Origin of the sequence: Chryseobacterium aahli (assembly GCF_022699665.1) — a bacterium.
Lineage (GTDB): Bacteria > Bacteroidota > Bacteroidia > Flavobacteriales > Weeksellaceae > Chryseobacterium > Chryseobacterium aahli.
On record NZ_JALDNB010000004.1, the window covers coordinates 255,091 to 274,385 of the forward strand.

Annotated in this window: 22 protein-coding genes; 4 read left to right on the top strand and 18 right to left on the bottom strand. The window is 32.1% G+C overall.

Annotation, left to right across the window (positions count from 1 at the left end):
• Positions 1–4: 4 nt before the first annotated feature.
• From MQX03_RS09865 to MQX03_RS09875, 3 genes are all read right to left on the bottom strand, one after another.
• Positions 5–1,099, bottom strand: a complete 1,095-nt coding sequence (locus MQX03_RS09865; RefSeq protein ID WP_242802800.1) for an AI-2E family transporter — start codon at positions 1,097–1,099, stop codon at positions 5–7.
• Positions 1,099–1,833 (bottom strand): beta-carotene 15,15'-monooxygenase, encoded by a 735-nt coding sequence (locus MQX03_RS09870; RefSeq protein ID WP_242802802.1) that lies wholly within the window; start codon positions 1,831–1,833, stop codon positions 1,099–1,101. The genes MQX03_RS09865 and MQX03_RS09870 overlap by 1 nt, the downstream gene beginning before the upstream one ends.
• 68 nt (positions 1,834–1,901) lie before the next feature.
• A complete protein-coding gene (locus MQX03_RS09875) occupies positions 1,902–2,624 on the bottom strand; it encodes a hypothetical protein (protein ID WP_242802804.1) in 723 nt (240 codons plus the stop codon).
• 47 nt (positions 2,625–2,671) lie between these two features.
• On the opposite strand from MQX03_RS09875, the gene MQX03_RS09880 reads away from it, so the two are divergent.
• On the top strand, positions 2,672–3,649 hold the full coding sequence (locus MQX03_RS09880) for an aminodeoxychorismate synthase component I (RefSeq protein ID WP_242802806.1): 978 nt from the start codon (positions 2,672–2,674) through the stop codon (positions 3,647–3,649).
• Complete coding sequence (locus MQX03_RS09885) at positions 3,633–4,259, top strand: aminotransferase class IV (protein ID WP_242802808.1); 627 nt, start codon at positions 3,633–3,635, stop codon at positions 4,257–4,259. Before MQX03_RS09880 ends, MQX03_RS09885 begins: the two co-directional genes overlap by 17 nt.
• A 191-nt stretch (positions 4,260–4,450) precedes the next feature.
• Here the strand turns inward: MQX03_RS09885 and menD are convergent, their stop codons facing one another.
• Positions 4,451–6,127, bottom strand: coding sequence for a 2-succinyl-5-enolpyruvyl-6-hydroxy-3-cyclohexene-1-carboxylic-acid synthase (gene menD, locus MQX03_RS09890; protein WP_242802810.1), 1,677 nt, complete (start codon positions 6,125–6,127; stop codon positions 4,451–4,453).
• 87 nt (positions 6,128–6,214) lie between these two features.
• Here menD and MQX03_RS09895 point away from each other — a divergent pair, with 87 nt between their 5' ends.
• Positions 6,215–7,165 (top strand): isopenicillin N synthase family dioxygenase, encoded by a 951-nt coding sequence (locus MQX03_RS09895; protein WP_242802812.1) that lies wholly within the window; start codon positions 6,215–6,217, stop codon positions 7,163–7,165.
• A gap of 135 nt (positions 7,166–7,300) precedes the next feature.
• On the opposite strand, the gene MQX03_RS09900 is transcribed toward MQX03_RS09895, so the two are convergent.
• The 5 genes from MQX03_RS09900 to MQX03_RS09920 form a co-directional block, all read right to left on the bottom strand.
• Positions 7,301–8,605, bottom strand: a complete 1,305-nt coding sequence (locus tag MQX03_RS09900; protein WP_242802814.1) for an HlyD family secretion protein — start codon at positions 8,603–8,605, stop codon at positions 7,301–7,303.
• A complete protein-coding gene (locus MQX03_RS09905; protein WP_242802816.1) occupies positions 8,595–10,790 on the bottom strand; it encodes a peptidase domain-containing ABC transporter in 2,196 nt (731 codons plus the stop codon). The genes MQX03_RS09900 and MQX03_RS09905 overlap by 11 nt, the downstream gene beginning before the upstream one ends.
• Positions 10,791–11,891: a grasp-with-spasm system SPASM domain peptide maturase gene (gene gwsS, locus MQX03_RS09910; protein WP_242802818.1), complete on the bottom strand. Its 1,101-nt coding sequence runs from the start codon at positions 11,889–11,891 to the stop codon at positions 10,791–10,793.
• 155 nt (positions 11,892–12,046) lie between these two features.
• The gene (locus MQX03_RS09915) at positions 12,047–12,985 is read right to left on the bottom strand and encodes an ATP-grasp domain-containing protein (RefSeq protein WP_242802820.1); all 939 of its coding nucleotides are present in this window, start codon (positions 12,983–12,985) and stop codon (positions 12,047–12,049) included.
• A 128-nt stretch (positions 12,986–13,113) separates the two neighbouring features.
• Entirely contained in the window at positions 13,114–13,344 is a 231-nt protein-coding gene (locus MQX03_RS09920; RefSeq protein ID WP_242802822.1) for a hypothetical protein, read from the bottom strand.
• A gap of 171 nt (positions 13,345–13,515) precedes the next feature.
• On the opposite strand from MQX03_RS09920, the gene MQX03_RS09925 reads away from it, so the two are divergent.
• Positions 13,516–14,406 (top strand): GLPGLI family protein, encoded by an 891-nt coding sequence (locus tag MQX03_RS09925; RefSeq protein WP_242802824.1) that lies wholly within the window; start codon positions 13,516–13,518, stop codon positions 14,404–14,406.
• 485 nt (positions 14,407–14,891) lie between these two features.
• On the opposite strand, the gene MQX03_RS09930 is transcribed toward MQX03_RS09925, so the two are convergent.
• From MQX03_RS09930 to MQX03_RS09955, 9 genes are all read right to left on the bottom strand, one after another.
• Complete coding sequence (locus tag MQX03_RS09930) at positions 14,892–15,152, bottom strand: bacteriocin-like protein (RefSeq protein WP_242802826.1); 261 nt, start codon at positions 15,150–15,152, stop codon at positions 14,892–14,894.
• 413 nt (positions 15,153–15,565) lie between these two features.
• Positions 15,566–15,724 (bottom strand): bacteriocin-like protein, encoded by a 159-nt coding sequence (locus MQX03_RS09935; protein WP_242802828.1) that lies wholly within the window; start codon positions 15,722–15,724, stop codon positions 15,566–15,568.
• A gap of 11 nt (positions 15,725–15,735) precedes the next feature.
• Positions 15,736–15,882, bottom strand: a complete 147-nt coding sequence (locus MQX03_RS20620; protein ID WP_449508578.1) for a bacteriocin-like protein — start codon at positions 15,880–15,882, stop codon at positions 15,736–15,738.
• 33 nt (positions 15,883–15,915) lie between these two features.
• Entirely contained in the window at positions 15,916–16,059 is a 144-nt protein-coding gene (locus MQX03_RS09940) for a bacteriocin-like protein (RefSeq protein WP_164998565.1), read from the bottom strand.
• 318 nt (positions 16,060–16,377) lie between these two features.
• Positions 16,378–16,821, bottom strand: coding sequence for a hypothetical protein (locus MQX03_RS09945; protein ID WP_242802830.1), 444 nt, complete (start codon positions 16,819–16,821; stop codon positions 16,378–16,380).
• Between the two features lie 147 nt (positions 16,822–16,968).
• Positions 16,969–18,477 (bottom strand): vitamin K epoxide reductase family protein, encoded by a 1,509-nt coding sequence (locus MQX03_RS09950; RefSeq protein ID WP_242802832.1) that lies wholly within the window; start codon positions 18,475–18,477, stop codon positions 16,969–16,971.
• Positions 18,478–18,735: 258 nt separating this feature from the next.
• On the bottom strand, positions 18,736–18,873 hold the full coding sequence (locus MQX03_RS20625) for a bacteriocin-like protein (protein ID WP_449508579.1): 138 nt from the start codon (positions 18,871–18,873) through the stop codon (positions 18,736–18,738).
• Positions 18,874–18,900: 27 nt separating this feature from the next.
• A complete protein-coding gene (locus tag MQX03_RS20630; RefSeq protein ID WP_449508580.1) occupies positions 18,901–19,044 on the bottom strand; it encodes a bacteriocin-like protein in 144 nt (47 codons plus the stop codon).
• A gap of 18 nt (positions 19,045–19,062) precedes the next feature.
• Positions 19,063–19,257, bottom strand: coding sequence for a bacteriocin-like protein (locus tag MQX03_RS09955; RefSeq protein WP_242802834.1), 195 nt, complete (start codon positions 19,255–19,257; stop codon positions 19,063–19,065).
• Positions 19,258–19,295: the final 38 nt, after the last annotated feature.

The following is a 19,295-nucleotide window of genomic DNA, read 5'->3' on the forward strand; positions in this document are numbered from 1 at the left end:
TTTTTTAAACTATTAAATCAATTTTATTTTCCAAATCGTCATTATTCCCTTTACTGGAAAGTTCAAGTTCTGGGGTATCATCATCCGAAAATTCGTTCCTGTAAACCTGAATCAAAAGAAGGGTAAAAGAAACCAAAATCGGCCCGAATACTAATCCCATGAACCCAAACAAATTCATTCCCATAATGATTCCGAAAACAGTATTTAAAGGATGTATATCTTCAAGCCTTTTTAATAAAGTAAAGCGCAGAATATTATCGGTAAGACCCACAACAACCAAACAGTAGATTCCCAAACCAATCCCCGGACCGGTTTGTCCTTCAGCAATCATAAAAATACAAATTGGGACATAAATAATGGCTGCTCCCACAATAGGAATCATCGATGCCGCTGCTGTCAAAGCAAAAAGAAGAATGGGACTTGGCGCTCCAAAAATAAAATATCCAATTAAAGCAATAATCCCCTGCCCAATAGCCACAACAGGAATTCCAATCGCATTTGCCATAATTAATTTACGCATCTTCTCACCAATCATAGATACGTTTGCTCTTTTCAAAGGTGCTGCAGAAGCCAAAATCCTTTCAAACAACCTCGGTCTTTCAAACATAAAATAAAGAATAAAATACATCGACATGACCACCGTAAGAGTGTTGAAAGTACCACTTAATGCTGTTGTGGAAAAACGACCAGCCGTTTCTTTCACCTTCACCATATTTTCTTTACTTAAAAGATCTATGTTAGTTTTAGAATAAACAAAATCATGAATTTTATCGATAAAAACATTGAATTTATTCATGTACGCCTGTGCATTTCCAAGTTTTTCTATCAGAAGATCGGCAATGAAGTAAATCGGGAGAATGATAATAATCAAACTCGCCACCATCAAAACTAAAGCCGAAGCCCAAGGTTTCCATTTTCTCTCCTCCTGAAGATAGAAATTATACTTTCTGCAAACGACATAAATCGTAATTGCTCCTAATACAGAAGGTATAAAAAGTGCTAAGTTAAAGCAGATTAAAGCCGCTAGAATCAATATAATAGCGAGCAGAGCAATTTGCTTGATAACAACACTGCTGATTTGTTTTTCGTAGTTTGACATTATTTGTAAGTTATTTGTCTTGGTTTACCTAGATATGCGCAGTACACAGAATACATGGCAATATAAATAAATGGATAAGTAAAAATCAGACCAAAACAACAAAGTAATACTCCAGAAATCGAAATAAGAGCTGCTAAGATTCCGGTTCCTAAAAAAACGCCATAGTTTTCCTTTGCAATGCTGTAAGTTTTTGAAATTGCATCCATTGCATTTGCATTCTCAAATAAAAGAATGGGATACCCCAAAAGAAATAACGGAAAAACAAAAAATACAGGAATAACACACATCATCGCTGCAATAGTCAGGATGATATTGGTAATCAGACTATACAGTAAAATGTTACCCAAATTTTGAAGATAACCAATAAACAAATCTGAAAATTCAATAGGTATTTTTGTGTTGAATTTATTGGTAATATAAATTAATCCAACAAAAAGTGGAGATAAAAGAATACTTAGCAGACCATATCCAGAGTAGTAAAGAGACATACCAGGTCGGTTCCAACGATTATAATCATAGTCGCCATCATCAAAGTCTCGGAAATTACTGAAGTCACTCCAATAATTGACACCTGAAATCGACTGTAAAAGAAAATCACAAATAAAATAGATAATCATTGCGACGACAACATAAAGGAAAACCCCTTTATACATCTCGAAAGCATGCGAAATAATAGATCCTGTATCTCGATTGGGAGCAGAACCTTGCTGGTCAAATTCGTTAAAGTCAGACATGGTTAGATTTTTTTAATGTTTCTCAAATTTAAATTTTTTCGAGAACAAATCTGTTACCATTCTAAAATTTAACTTTCTTCTGTAAAAATGGTTTTGTAAAGTGAATAAATCATCGCATTCCAAAAAGGGAAAGTAAATAATATTCCTACAAAGAACAATGCGAAACCAACGTATCTGAAAATAAAGGCTACAATAACACAGACCAATATTTCTATGAAATACATTTTTAATAGTTTCCAGTTTATAGAAATTGCTTCGAATATTGTTTTATTTTGAAAAAACATCAATGGAGCAACAAAAAGCGTTACCATAACCCAAAAAACAGGAATAATAAGTGTAACCGTAGTCAATCTAAAAAACATAAACCAAAAAAGAAAATAACTGACGTAACGGAAAAAATTTAATCCTTTATATCCTGCAAACAAATCACCTAAACTTATTGGCTCTTTTAAATCTATCTTTTTATAAATTTGAAAAAACCCCAAATTTAAAGGATAAAGAAATATTAAAATTCCTGAAAATGCATAATCAAAATAAATAACATTTTCTGTCGTGCCCATTTTTTGAACCTGCTCAAGATAAGCTTCCTGACCTTTTCTAAATGCATCTATAAGTTCGGCATTGTAAGAAGAAATTCCATAATAATCTACAAAGAAAAAAAATGCTGTAAAAAATACCGCAAAATAGATGATTGAAAACATCACCTGAAAAAGCAATGTTCTGTTCCAGTAATAAAACGCTTGTTTTAAGATAAAATCGAGTCCCGGTTTTTGTGGATATTTCTCCTGCATTGAAAATATTTTGTGCAAAAGTAAACATCAATAACTACTTTTGCGGAATGTTTTCGGCAAATCATCAAAAATTTATTGAAATGGACGAACTTTCGCTTCAGAAAGTTCCATTTTTCTATATCATAGATTTTCTCGTTGACCAAGTAGAAATATTTAAGGAAAGCGAAATTTACGAAAACGGTTTATTAATTGATTTTCAATCATTTTCAAACACCAAAAAGCAAGAAGCATTAAACAAAAAAACAGAATGGAAATCTTTCCCTGAATCATTGGAAAGCTTTCAAAAAGGCTTCGATCGTGTTCAGAAAAATATCCGTCTTGGAAATTCGTATCTTACGAATTACACCCGAAAAACAAAAATTGAAACTAATCTGAGTTTAGAAGAAATTTTTCATCATTCTCAGGCGAAATACAAGGTTTTATATAAAGATTTTTTCGTATTTTTTTCTCCTGAAACTTTCGTCAAAATAATCAGTGATAAAATTTTCACTTATCCGATGAAAGGAACGATTGATGCATCTTTGGAGAATGCCGCAGAAGTCTTAAAGAACGATAAAAAAGAAAAAGCCGAACATTACACCGTCGTCGATTTGCTTAGAAATGATCTCAGTATGGTCGCAGATGATGTGAAGGTGGATAAATTTCAGTACATTGATTTTCTGAAAACCCATCAAAAAGATCTTTTTGCAATGAGCTCAGAAATTTCAGGAAATCTGAAGTCCGAATTTAAAGGAAAAGTGGGAAGCATTATGCAAAAACTTTTGCCTGCAGGTTCTATTTTAGGTGCACCAAAACCCAAAACTTTAGAAATTATTTTGGAAGCAGAAGGCTTTGACAGAGGTTTTTACACTGGAGTTTGCGGTTGGTTTGACGGAGAAAATTTAGACAGTTGTGTGATGATTCGTTTTATCGAAAAAGAAGGCGATCAACTGTATTTCAAAAGTGGCGGTGGAATCACGCACATGAGCAAGTTAGAAGACGAGTATGAAGAAATGAAAAATAAAATTTATGTCCCAATTCATTGAAAGCATTAAAGTAGAAGATCAGGAAATGTTCCTGCTAGAATTTCACCAAAAACGTGTCAACGATACTTTTACCCATTTCGGGAAAGAAGGTTCTATTGATTTGGAAAAAATTTTTAAAAACCTAAATCATGATGAGGATGGTTTGTACAAACTAAGACTGACTTATGATCTGGATAAGAAATTCAGAACCATGATGATTCCTTACGCAATACCGGAGATACAAGATTTTCAATTAGTAGAGAATAACATTTACGATTATTCTTTTAAGTTTGAAGACCGCAAAGAGTTGGAGAAAATGAAGATGAAATCTAAAGCCGAAGAAATCATCATTGTAAAAAACAATCATATCACCGATACTTCATTTTCTAATCTTTTATTCCAAAAAGGGAAAGAATGGTTTACGCCCTCAACTTATCTTTTAAACGGAGTTCAAAGACAGCATCTTTTAAAGAAAAAGAAGATCAAAGAAGCAGAAATTACTTTACAAAACATCAAAGAATTCTCACATTTTCAATTGATTAATGCGTTAAATGACTTTGATGATATGTTTATCTATCCGATTTCGAAGATTACTAACCTTCCGGGGAATGATGATTATTTGGATATGTAAATTTAAAATATACTCTCGCAGATTAAACTAATTAAGCAGATTTATTAAATTATAAATCTGCTTTTTTTACCATTACGATTTTTTAAGGAGTTTAGAATATTAAGATTTAGCTTCGCCGTAAGAATTCATGCTTAAAAAATCTACAGATTTTTCTTAACCTATCTTAACTTTACTTAATGGTTCAACATTTCTTAGCTTTCCTTTAAAAAATTAAAATAAGCCTTCTGCGTATCCGCATTATTTTTACCTTGTGTGTTGACTTCCATGATTTTAGCCTGAACATCAGGTTTAAAGAAATTATCAAAAACACGGTCTAAAGTTCCGTCATCATCAACTTTTACGTAAGAAAAACCAAAATGTTTCGCTAAAAACTCGGCATTTTTATGATGTTTTGTTGAGATAAATTCGTCAACCGTATTGGAGTTGGCATTTCCTGGCCCGGGAATAATTTTGAAGATATTTCCTTCCCCGTTATTGAAAATAATAATTCTTGTAAATGGCGGAATATATTGATTCCAAAGCCCATTGATGTCGTAGAAGAAACTTAAATCTCCCGTAATTAACAAAGTCGGATTTGCATTTTTTATGGCAAAACCCATTGCTGTGGAAGTTGAACCGTCAATTCCGCTGGTTCCTCTGTTGCAATACATTTTTCTTTTACCAAAATCAAACAACTGTGCATAACGAATTGCCGACGAGTTGCTGAAATGAATATTGTAATTCTCAGGAATACTTTGAGAAGCCTTATTAAAGAAATAGAAATCTGAAAACTCTGTTAAATTTAAAAAGTCTTTATGTTTTTTATCTTTTTTATCCCTTAAAACATCCCAAAGATTGTAGTAAGGCCTTGGCTCTAAGTTGATGAAATTTAATAATTTAGAAAAGAAAAGCTCTGGTTTAATCTCCAATTTCTGCGTTAAAGCAAAATAGGTGTCAGGTTGCCAAACCTCATCCAAGTGCCAGTGCTGTTTCGGATGTGCATTTCTTAGAAACTGTTTTACTTTTTTAGAAACTACGTTTTGTCCGACCGTAATCAATAAATCCGGAGCATACGTTTTAAAATCCTCTTCTGTAAAAGCAAAAATATAGCGATCAATATGTTTGAAAAACTTTTCGTGATATAAATTTGAATTAGCTTCGCTCAAAACAACCACTGAATGATTTTTCACCAATTGCGTCAATTGATTTTCCAGTTCCGGACTGTAATCTTTTGTCCCAACCAGAATCATAATTCTCTGTGAAGTATTCCATTCTGCTACTAAATTTGATGGGATTTCGTATTCTTTTTTCTTGATTGTTTTCTCAACCTTAGGAAAAGTCGGAAGCTCAGAAACTAAGTCATACAAAGGTTCTTCTAAAGGAATATTGATATGAACCGGACCTTGCTTTTCAAAACAAAGCTCGATTGCTTTTTTTATAATATCTGAATTGATGCTTTCTGCATCATCTTTGCTGTCTTCCACCAATTGAAAATCTCCGTAAGAATGCTGATGGAAAAGATTGTTTTGTCTTATGGTTTGTCCGTCAAACAGATCAACATAATCTGTCGGACGATCTGCCGTTAAGATCAACATCGGAATATTTGAATAAAAAGCTTCGGTGACGGCAGGATAATAATTTGCAGCTGCAGAACCGCTTGTACAAGTAATTGCAACGGTTTTTTTCTCGCTCATTGCCATCCCAAGAGCGACAAATGCCGCACTTCTCTCATCAACAATACTATAACAGTTGAAATCATCCACTTCCGAAAAATGAATCGCCAGAGGAGCATTTCGAGATCCCGGAGATATGACAACGTCTAAAATATTGTATTGCTGAAAAAGATTGGCAAGTACCTGAATACTTCTCTTGGAGGAATATTTTTTCATAGAGCAAATTTAGCTTATAAATAATTAATTGTAAAATCATTTAAGCCAAAAAATCTGTAAATTAGCCCCACGTAAAATTTCTATAAAATGGATAAAATACCTAGTGTAGACCTGCGTGATTTCCTTTCGGACAACCCGGAACGCAAACAGAAATTTGTAAATGAAATCGGAAAAGCTTACGAAGAAATTGGTTTTGTTGCCTTAAAAGGACATTTCCTAAATGACAAACTCGTAGATGATCTTTATGGAGAAGTTAAAAACTTCTTTGAACTTCCCACAGAAACCAAACAAAAGTATGAGATCCCCGGAATCGGGGGACAACGTGGTTATGTAGGTTTCGGAAAAGAAACTGCAAAAGGATTTAAAAAAGGCGATTTGAAAGAGTTTTGGCATTTCGGGCAGTATGTTTCGGATGACTCAAAATACAAAAGCCAGTATCCCGACAATGTCATCGTAGACGAACTTCCAAAATTTAATGAAGTAGGAAAGGAAACTTACCAAATGCTAGAAAAAACAGGAAAATATGTTTTGAGAGCGTTGGCATTGTACCTTGGTCTTGATGAGTTTTATTTTGATGATAAAATTGCAGAAGGTAATTCTATCTTAAGACCCATTCATTATCCGCCAATCACTCAGGAACCGGATGATGCAGTAAGAGCAGCTGCTCATGGAGACATCAATCTGATTACGCTTTTGATGGGCTCTCAGGGAAAAGGTCTTCAGGTTCAAAATCATAAAGGAGAATGGATTGATGCAATCGCAGAACCAGACGAATTGATGATTAACGTTGGAGATATGCTTTCGAGACACACCAACAATAAATTGAAATCTACGATTCACAGAGTGGTTAACCCGCCGAGAGAATTGTGGGGAACTTCGAGATATTCTATTCCTTTCTTTATGCACCCAGTGAGCGAAATGTCGCTGAATGCGCTTGAAAATTGTGTCGATGAAAATCATCCTAAACTTTACGAAGATACAACTGCAGGAGAATTTTTACACGAAAGATTAATTGAATTGGGATTGATCAAAAAATAATTTTAAAACCGGACGTTGAGTTCGGTTTTTTTATTTTCAAACAGTATCATCTGTGAAAATCTGTGAAATCCATGGAGAGCAATTCTTCCCACAGATTTCACAGATTGACACAGATTTTTTTAAGTTGAATCAGATTTATGATTGATATCCCAGCAATTTTCTGATCTGATAGAAGAACCTTTCAATCAACCTTAAATCCTGCGTTACGATTTCAGCATTTCCTCTCAACTCTTTATCAAACTTCAAGGTTTTGTTATACGATGTTTTCAAACCTTTTGGCAGAACTACATCTACGTAATAATTTCCTTTGTCATCGGGAATCAGAGAGATGTTTTGCACTCTCCCTTCGATGATTCCGTATTCCTGAAAACGGTAGTTGTCTAATTTAATTAAAACCTTTTCTCCTGGAATAATTTTCCCCGAATTTGCTGTCGGAACAGACATTCTTCCCACCAACTGCTCTGTATGATCAGGTAAAATTGAAACAATTGGATCTCCTGCTTTTACGAATTGATTTTCACCATAAAACTGCTGAAAACTTGCCATACCATCTGTAGAAGAAACAATGAGATAGGTTTGCTCCCATTGTTTAAGAGATTTTCTTAATTGCTCAAATAGCTGCAGAGTCTGGGATGAATATGTTATTTTATCTTTTTCGGTATTGATTGCTGTTCCGCTTTTTGTTTTATTGAGATTCGAAATACTTTCCTGCATTTGAGATAAAGAAATGCTTATATTTTCTAAATTCTGCTGAGCCTGAAGGTATTTTAGCTTTTCACCTTCCAATTCTACCGCCGCAATTACGCCCTGATTGAATAATTCCTGCGATCTTTGATAATTCTTGCGGGTGAGTTCAGTTTTTGCAGCTTCAAGGTTTCTCTGCTGCCTTAAATTAATAATTCTGCCTCGTGATTCTGAAATACTTTGATTGGCAGCAAGATTTTCAGGTGCATAGGGCTGCAATCTTGTAAATAAATTCTCATCCTGAAAAGCTTTTGCAAAGCTATTGTAATCGCCTTGAAGTTCACCTAGTTTATAATGAGAAGCTTCATTCACAGGAAAAGAAAGCAACTGATCTGAAGCAATAGAATCTACTATTTTTTTCAACTTTAAAACATCCTGATAATGTGCAGTAGACTGCAAAACCAGCAAAACGTCACCTTTTTTTACTTTCTGGTGATCTTTGATGAATATTTTTTCGATTTTCGAACTGCTTCTTGCCTCGATTTTTTCCGGTGGATTTTGTGAGGTCACAATAATAGGCGCCGGAACAAATTCCGGATATTTGATAATGTAACTCATCGCAAGAATAAGCAATAATATTAGTAATATTATTGTATTTCCCCATCGGAACATCCAGTGTGGCGGATCCGTGAGAATATCCTGAACGCTTTCTGAGCGGAGTTCTATGTTGTCTAAAATGTCTTTTTTAGTTTCCAAGTTCTAACTGATTTTTAACGAGTCTGTAATATTCACCTTTTAAAGATACCAATTCCGCATGATTTCCTTCTTCCACAACTTTACCTTTATCTAAAACGATAATTTTATCGGCATGTTTTACGGTTGATAACCTGTGGGCAATTACGATTGCCGTTTTTCCTTCGAAAAACTGTTCCAGATTTTCCATGATTACTTTCTCATTATTCGCATCCAAAGCACTTGTTGCTTCATCAAAGAAAATATACTCCGGAGATTTATAAACCGCTCTTGCAATGAACAATCTTTGTTTTTGTCCGCCACTCACGCCAAGTCCTTCGTTTCCGATTTTCGTGTTGTAACTTAATGGTAATCCTTCAATGAACTCTTTGATATTGGCAATTTCGACTGCTTTTCTCAGTTTTGTTTTATCTACATAATCTTCACCTACAGCAATATTATTGGCAATGGTATCATTAAAAACATAGCCTTCCTGCATCACAACCCCGCACTGATCTCTCCAGAATCTTGGCGAAATATTTTTCATTTGGGTATTTCCTATTTTAATTTCTCCTTTGTTGGGTTCATAAAATTTCATTAATAATTTTAAAAGCGTCGTTTTTCCGCTTCCGCTGGCTCCGACAATGGCTGTTGTTTTTTGGTAAGGAATATTTAAACTTAAATTTTCAAAAACCGGAACATCAGAACCGATGTATCTGAAAGACATATTGTTGATTTCGATATCTTTTTCCGGAATTTCGGTAGCATATTGCTCATCTTTACTTTCTTCGTCTTCCTTATCGTGAATTTCGCCCAATCTTTCCAAAGAAATTTTAGCATCCTGAGTCTGTTTGATAAAGTCAATGAGTTGTAATAAAGGGCTATTCAATTGACCGATAATATACTGAACAGAAAGCATCATCCCCAAAGTAAGGTTTCCTTCCAAAACCAATTTGGCAGAAAGAAAACTCACCAGAATGTCTTTCATTTGATTGATAAAGTTTCCACCAACGGACTGCCATTGCTCAAGTGAAAGAGATTTTATTCTGAGTTTAAATAATTTAACCTGCAAAAATTCCCAATCCCAGCGTTTCTGCTTTTCGGCGTTGTACATTTTGATTTCCTGCATTCCATTGATCAATTCAATGACTTTGCTTTGTTCTTGGGAAACCTGTGAAAATCTTTTATAATCGAGTTCTTTTCGTTTTCCGAGGAAAAAAGTGATCCATCCGATATATAAAATCGCTCCGACCAGATAAACAACAAACAATCTGTAATCATAAAACAGTAAAACGATGCTGAAAATGATTAGATTGACTAACGAAAACAATGTATTTAATGAAGAATTCGTTAGAAGCTGCTCAATTCTGTGGTGATCGTTGATTCTCTGCATGATGTCTCCCGTCATTCTTGTATCAAAAAAACTGATCGGAAGTTTCATTAATTTAATAAAGAAATCTGAGATAATCGAGATATTGATTCGGGTGGAAAGGTGAAGCAAAATCCAGCTTCGGATAACCTCAATTCCCATTCTGCCGAGAAAAAGCATAACCTGAGCCAATAATACCAAATAGATAAAATTCAGATCCTGATTCTGAATCCCCACATCCACAATACTTTGAGTAAGGAAAGGAAGAATCAAAGAAAGTAAACTTCCCGCAAGTAAACCCACCGCCAACTGAACAATCAATGATTTATACTTAAGCAGGTATTTAGAAAGAAAAGAAAAGCTTGCTTTACTTTCTTGATCGTCAAATTCAGTTTGGAAAAATGCAGGAGTCGTTTCGAGAATTAAAGCAATACCTTCTTCTGTATTTTCATTGGCGTTTTCGCCGATCCATCGTTTGATAAATTCTTCTCTTGTGTAGGTAATTAAACCATAACTCGGATCAGAAATGTAAACAATATTATTTTTATCAATTTTATAAACAACGACAAAATGATTTTTGTTCCAGTGTACAATACACGGAAACGGAACTTCTTCGGCCAATGTATTAAAATCGATCTGCACTCCCAAAGAACGGAAGCCCAAATCTTCAGCAGCATCGCTCAAACCAAGCAGACTGCTTCCTTCTCTTGTCGTTTCTGAAAGGTTACGGATTTGCTGTAACGAAATGCTTTTTCCGTAGTGTTTGCTGACTATCCTGAGACAGGTAGGACCGCAATCTTTGGAATCAGGCTGAAGGTAAAAGGGGAATTTTTTTGCCAATTAATTGTGTTTATTTTTTTTAACTAATTCTTGCATACCATAGTATTTTATCGCTTTCTCTTTAAGTGGGTTGGTACTCCACTCTTCCCATTCGCCGATGTAAGGATTATAACCACATTTTAAAGGTTTTGAAATATCTAATCCTTCTTTATCTTCATGTGTTCTTTCAGTATAAGCTCTGCAATCTGTACAAATATAACGAAACTCACAATCTTTGCAAACTTCTATTTTATCCTTGGTAAGATTCCAATATTTTTTAAAATCTTTGTGATCTAATGCTTCCTCTAAGGTTGTATCCTTTATATTTCCAAAGCTTTGGGGCATCGAAGGGCAATTACGAATATTACCATTGGTATCGATAGCTATTTTTTTGTTAAGGCAAGAGTTGCAATGTATAGATTCATAATAGAATGAACGACTCGAATTCATGTTTTCCAATTTAACTGAACCACAGCTGATAGGAATCTTAATTTCATCTTTAATTTTTATAATCTCAATAGAACCGTAATTTATGTGTATGTTCTCATCCGAAGAATGCATAATAAACTGTAAATATTTTTCCGAATCAATTTTTCCATTTTTAATAAAGTTAAATATTTCAAGGGTATAAGCAAATACTATTGAAATTTCATTAATATATGTGTCATTAAACCATTTAAGCAATGAAAACAACTCGAAAATCTCTTTATCATCGAATAGCCTACCCAGTCGAATCTGGATAAATTTAATTTTATTTTGGGTAATTTGTTGAGTAATTTTCCCTCGCAAAATATCTAGATTATCTAAATCAATGATTAAATAATTTAAATTGTTCGGTTTATCAATTTTATTATCAGAATTTTTAAATCTATTTAATTCTTTGATTGAGTGAATGATTATTCCCAATTTATTTGATATTATAAAATCAATATATTGCTGTAAAATTTTTGCAGATTCTACATCCAATTCCTTTTTCAAAGAAAGATAATTTTGGCTCCCATCTATTAAAAGATCATATAATGCATTTGGTATAAATTTTAAAACCCCTGAGTTACTATCATATATAATTGACCTATGGAAACCTTTGGTAATCTTTACAGATTCAAATAACTTTATGTACATATTTTAAAATATTGAATACCGTTTTGGCGAACGTATAATATGAGTGGTGACGTTTTTTATGTTTTTATTACCAACAGGTTTTATTTGAATTATATTCTTACATTTGATCCATTCTTGCAATGAATATTCTATTCCTTTTAGTTGTAATTTATCTTTCATAATAGACTTGCTATATATTTACCTATATTGTAATTACCAAAAAGACTGACTTGGTGAAACTGACCTAAAGGATTCACTTCCAAAAAGAAATATTCATTTTTGGTTCTAAGAAAATCAATAGTTCCACATTTCAATTTCAATACTTTTGCTAATTTCAGTATTTTTTTTTGCAGAGACTTTGGAAGCTCATACGGAATATACTTTTTATCAATCTCTTTTATGTTTCTTATATCAACATTATTTTCAAAATCAAAAGTTGCAATTGACCATATTTTATTTTCAAAGAAAAATGTTCGAATTTCAAAGTCGGTTAGAATTTTATTTTGTAATAAGGTCGGTATTATTTTTATTTTGTTTTGAATATTTTCTTTGCAAATCTGACTGGTATAATTTAAATAAAGACCCTCTCCATTGATAATAGGTTGCATTTCTGATAAAGCTTTAGTAATAAATTTTTTTTTTATAATAGCTTTTTTAATATCTGAAACTTCTGAAAAAATATAAGTTTCTGGAATTTTAAAACCAAGCATACTTGCCAAATGCAATACTTCTAATTTATTTACTTCTTTAACAAAAAAATTCCCATACATAGGGATGTTTCTTGTCTGCAAATAGTAGAATATGAAGTTTGTAATGGAACTACACTCTCTTCTATAAAATTCTTCTAAATCTACATCTACATCTAGTTCATCATTGCTAATATCACAAGTATTATATGAAATAGTACCATTTCTATAAAAGACAGATTTTATTTCATTTAAATTATACGAAATTTTATCTATGGAAATTTCAAATAAACTTTGATTAAAATTAAAATTTATAGAAGAGATTACCTGATTTTCATTTAAACGGATGAATTTTTTATCTTCCGATGATAACCAAGAACATATTTCATCTGTAATTGAATCATTATAATTACTAACAAGAAGCACCATATATTTTAGATGTAAATCAATAATTGTATTTGTTTAAAAAAATTAAAGAGAAGTACATAATACTTCTCTTAATCTTTATAATTAGTTATTCTTAACCTTTATAAATTAATTCGTTTTTTAAGAAGAACCTAGTCTAAAGAATAACTTACTTGAGTAACTTTTCCTAGATATCTTGTTGAACCATCTGCATTGCATGAATCGCTAGTCCATGTCGTAGTTGAGCTTTGACCTGCGCTTGGGTGATTAGGGATAGTAACTGAACCTCCTCCTGTTGAAGTTACAGGATCATTACCACCAACTACAACTTTTAATTTTTCATTTTCTAGTTCAAAATTTTCTAGTTTTTCAAAGTTTTTCATAAATTTTTGTTTTGTAATTTTTTTCCTACTCTATTAGCTTTTCGGATTCCGCTTTTCCAAAATTAAACTTTATTTTCAATTTAACTAATCTTTTTGTGAATTATTTTTTTCTTTAAATCTTAATGATTTTGTTCTCAAAAAATTCTTACTTTAGTTGCCATATAAATTCACATGAAAATTTACTTATTCGTATTAATCCTAATTTCAACACTATATACATCACAAGTGCAGCGTTTTACATATGAATATCAGTTTATAAGCGACACTACAAATCTAAGTGATGTGAAAAAAGAAATAATGCTATTGGATATTAATAATGACGGTTCAAAATATTATAGTTACGATGTATTTGTGACAGATTCTCTTATTAATATTGATTTTGAAAAGCAGGGAGATACAGGAAGTCCTACAGCATTTATAAAGTCTGGCAATTATAAAGGGTATGTAAGAAGCAAAGTCACAAAACAGTATCCCGAATATCAAACTTATCTACACACAAGTTTAAGTTTAGATTTTTACAAAGTATTAGAAAACAGTAAACCTATCTGGAAAATTCACCCTGAAAAAATAAAAACAGGTAATTATTCTGCTCAGAAAGCAACTACAAAATACCTTGGCAGACAATGGACAGCGTGGTTCTCTACAGATTTACCGTTTCAGGATGGCCCATATAAATTTTACGGACTTCCCGGACTTATCGTAAAAATAGAAGACAAACATAGCAGCCATATAATGACATTAATTGCAAATAAAACAATTAAAAAAGCTTCCACCACACTTGATAAAAACATGTCTTTCAATCGAATAGATAATGAAATTTCTGTAGATAATATAAAATTCAATAAGCTTTGGAGGGAACATATTAATGATCCTAATAAAGTAACGAAAGCGAAAATAGCTAGCTCAGAACGAGATGCACAAGGAAATTCTACATTCATTTTTATGGATGCATCTGGAAATAAATTAGATGCAAATGAGCAGATGAGAAAAAATAAAGATCATTTTAAAGAAGCTTTAAAAAGAAATAACAATAGATTAGATCTTGATTTGTACAAATATTAATTATTGAAATACCTTTTTGAACAACTGAAAAAAACAACAATAAGCGTTCATAAATTTATGATACTTTTGAATAATTTTCTTTCTTAAAAAATTTCTATTGTAAAAATGTCCAATATTCGAGATAATACTTGTAAAAGTACCATTCACAAAAACGAACTTCTTCGGTAAACATATTAAACTTAATCTAGACTCACGCCCAAATCTTCATCAACATAGCCTGAAGCAAATAAACGGCTACCTCTATTGTCGTTTTAAAAAAGCTCTGGATTTTCTGTAATGTCTACTAACAATTCTGAGAAAGGTGAAACCCCAATCTTTAGAATCTGGCTGAAAGCAAAAGGGGGAATTTCATCAAAATAATTAAGGAAAGTTCTCTCAAATTTTAATATAATGTATATTTTTCATTTATATTAAATTATCACATTAAAAAAGTCCGTATTGAAATGAATTTCATACGGACTGATTTTTTTTAATAATCTATTTATTTAACCAAGACCACCATCTCCGGTAAAACCACCAAATTGATCACAGTTGTTTGAAATAGATGCTATCACAGCATAATTGCCACCATGATAACATTTCCCGCATATCCAATTGCCTCCAGTTCTTAAGCAGGTGCATTGTTCTCCCATATATATGCTATAAGAATCACCACAATATGGACCTCCAGACTCACCAATATTTCCTCTCTCTCCTGCAAACACGGACTTCATACTTTCTCTCGAAATTTTTTTTAATTTTTTCATTTTTGTAAATTTAATTTTTTTCCTACTCTATTAGCTTTTCAGATTCCGCTTAAATATATTTCAAATATAGGAGAACTCTTCTTAATTTTTAATTTACAAAGGTTAAAGTTTGTTAAAAAAAATTAAGCACGTTTGTTGATGATTTTTTATAAATTGAAATGAATGCCCCAATTGAGGCATTCATTAATTTGATGTTAAAAATTAATTAAAACCTTAGCATCATATCAATATAACAAGTACAATCAACTTAAAAGAAAATTACAAATTTTAAAAGAAAAAATTAAATTTCAGACCAAAACTAGCTTAAATGTTATTTAACGTTCCAAAATAAAAGAAAGAGACTGATTAAACAGTCTCTTTCTTTTTAATGATTGTCAAATTTAAAATAACAAATTAATTAGTTATCAAATCCATTATATATACTGTGGGCAAACAACAGCCGGACAGTAAATTTTCGGACATCTTGGTCTGCCGTCTGTAGGACAGCAAGCTGTTGAACAACCAATAAGAATTGGTCCGGCTCCAAAAATGTCTTTCATTTCGTTTCTTGCTAATTTTTTAAGATTTTTCATATGATTATTTTTTAAGATTCTACCGGACATGGTGCAAAACAATAAATATTTGGACATCTTTTTATTCCCGGAGGAGGACAGCATGCTTGAGAGCAACCTAAAGCTCCACCGTTAATGTCTTTCATCTGATTTCTTGATACTTTTTTTAAATTTTTCATAATACTGTAATTTAGTTTGATTTGATGATTAAGTTATGGCTGGTTTCCGCCACCGCATCCGTCGTAAGGCATGCATTTCCATTTTCCGTCGATCAGGCAAAGTTGCCCGCCTTTACAGGTAAGACCGCCCTGAATTGTTTTCAATTCTTGTCGATTGATCTTTTTTAAATTTTTCATACTGATTGAATTTGGTAATTTCCTACTCTTTTTAAGCTTTTCGGATCTCGCTTTTCATTCATTTAAAATTAAGCAATTTTAATTAAATGAAATATTTTAAGCAGGAAAATCTTCATCTTCAATCAATTCACTAACAAAACAATAAATGTATTCATGGTTATTTGTATTTGAAAATAATAAAAAGTGTAGAAAATGAACTGTTGTTGTAATCATTTCTCACTAAAGATATATCAGAGATTTTTCAAAATTATATTCGTTGTAAATGCCATCAAATATGACAACTTTTCGCAGGACTAATTTTGTAATTAATACCAGAAATTAACTGTTAGAAAATTTAAAGGGCAAATTAACTATGTCGATAACTTTTTCACCACGATTGTTTTTTCCAGCTTCCCATTTAACTTTTAAAGTTGCCTTATCAGCAGCTTTTTTAACCTCGTTATTAAAAACTTCATTATTTCCATAGGTAGAAATATTGAGCACATTACCCTGAGAATCAATTTTTAAAATAATCTTTGTCTGAAGGTTTTTACCTAAAGATTTTAGTGCATCTTTATTTAACTGTTTTTTAACAACTTCAACAAAAGCTTTATTTCCATTTGGATATTGAGCGGGAAAAGTAGTCATTGGTGGTGGCGGAGCAGATAAATCTTGGGGTTGTTTAGATTCAAATTTATCTTTTACTCTCTCATCCTTTTTTACTTTTTGCGCAAATCCTATTTCGAATACTATTAGAAGTATTAATAAAAATATTTTTTTCATTCTATTATATCATTATTATTAGTCTTGGGTTAATTAGCATCGAAATCCACCATTACAGCATTAGTTTTTATGTGTCCAATAATTCCACCCATCACAAGGAGTATCTTTCATTCATTTAAAAAAATAATTTTAATTAAATGAAAGATTTCAAGTAGTAAAATCTTCATCTTCAATCAATTCACTGATGAAATAATGAATATCCTCACGATCATATTTATCCGGAAACTGGTAGCCATTAATAATAAAAACAGGTGTGAAAGTAAGCCCGGCAGAACTATTTTCCGCAGTCATCTGAATAACATTTGTAAGGTCTTGCGGATTTTCAGATTGCGATTTTATTTTAATTTCGTTTTCATCTCTATTTTTAAACCAAATATCAACTACTTTCAAAAATTCTTTTTGTTTTTTGTTTTTGTAAATATTCAAAAAATCTGAAATAAGCTGAGTATACTTTTCATCAGCTCTTTCATTTGAATAATTGAACCTCATCTGAGCAGAAATCTCATCAGGATATTGTAAAAGCAAGTCTTCTACGATCTTATGAGCATCTTTACAGAATCCGCAGTAAGGATTAGAAACTACAGAAATATGAAGTTTGGCATCTTTATTCCCTAAGAAAAATGTTTGATTATCTGTAAATTCAATTTTTCCTTTATCTGTAAGTTCTCTTTTGAAAAGGTCATAGTTTCTTTTAAACCTTAGATTCTTTGCATTCGATTTTTTGAGTTCTTCTTTCTGATTCATTAGATTATTCAAGAAAGCAACCGTAAAAAACAGAGTAATAAATAAGATGGCGACAATAAAAACAACAGCCCAATTTGCTTCCATATTAAAATAGAATGAACTGATTGTAATCTGAGCCAACAAGACAAAAATAATAACCAGACATATTCTGCAAAGTGATTTTTCAACAAAAACCTGAACATAAAATGAGTAAAGAATAACCAAAATCGAAATGATTGCTGTAATTCTCAAAATAAACTGAGACTGCGGCAAAACAAGCCCTAAAAATGTAATTCCCAGAAAATATATCAAGCTAAAATCTGAAAGCTTTAGCCCCAAAATATCTGTTTTATCTGAAGAGAAAATCTTGGAACATGAACTTTGAGAAGAACTATTGGCAGCACCACCGCAAATATTACTGACCACGGCAGATTCCTGACCAAATTTTTGATTAAAAAGCTCTAAAGAAATATAAACTCCTACCAGCGACAAAATGTTGAAAACACTTTCGTACCAAGTAAACTGCAGAAACGAGAAGAGAATAATAATCCCGAAAACCAAATAAATAAATGGTTTGAAATTGAAAAACGAGGTCGTTTTTACATTCTCAGTTTTCTCAAAAAGAAGCACAAAATCTCCTGAATTCTTGTACAACTCTTCTTTATTCAGAGTTTTTATCTTATCAGAATAAATTGTGAAGTCATTTCCTTTCTTCTTTACCAAAGAAAACGAATTGTCAACCAATGCCATATATTCTTCCGGCAGTTCGTCCCAATATTCTTTATCTAATTCGTAGGCGTCATTTTTTAACCCCAAAAAATTCAGAGTATCACTGAAAGCCAGAGCCGAAGGATAGTTGGGATGAGAATTGAACTGGAAGTAAAATTCCTGTTTGTCGAGTTTGAAGTGTTCTATGAGTTTGTCGAAATTCATGGATTGATTTGGTGTATATTTAATTGGATGAATATATAAAAAAACAATGTAAATCCTTTTTATAAGGTAAAAAATATTTTTATTTTGAAGTTTCTTTTAAAATAAATAAAAAATTGAGAAACAATTTATGCCTCTCAACTTTTTAATTATAAAATTATTAACTCTGATCTGTAACTCTTCGTTCTCTAAAAACACATCGTATTTTACATGATTTGGTTTGCCCAGTTTGTACACGTTTTTAGGGACTTAGAAATCTATTTAAACAGGATTTACAGCTATAAGACAATTTGGATTTGTAGGGCAAGTTTTTGTTTTGCAACATTTAATAAGGTACTCCATTACCCCACCACTAACTAATTTTAAGTCTTCTCTTGATAATTTTTTTAGATTTTTCATAAATGGTATTATATTTTGGAATTTAATTTAGTATCTGCATTCTGGTTGCCAACAATTTGGTCCGTGTGATGTACAAATTACATCTGGATCTTGTGTAGGTTTCGTACAGTCCTTCATTCCACCATTGATTGTTTTCAGATTTTCTCTTGAAAGTTTTTTTATGTTTTTCATAAATAGAATTTTATTTAATTAATTTTCCATTGGTTCGCCCGGATTTCCAGGACCACCAGTACTGCTACATACTGCACCAATAGGAGCGCAATAATATGCCTGACGAGGAATACAGCATTTACGGTATCCTACTTGGCAATCTTGACGGCATACTTCAATCCCACCATTCACAGATCTCAGTTCTTGTCTTGATAATTTTTTTAAATTTTTCATAATAGTTATTTTAATTTTTCCTACTCTTTTTTAAGCTT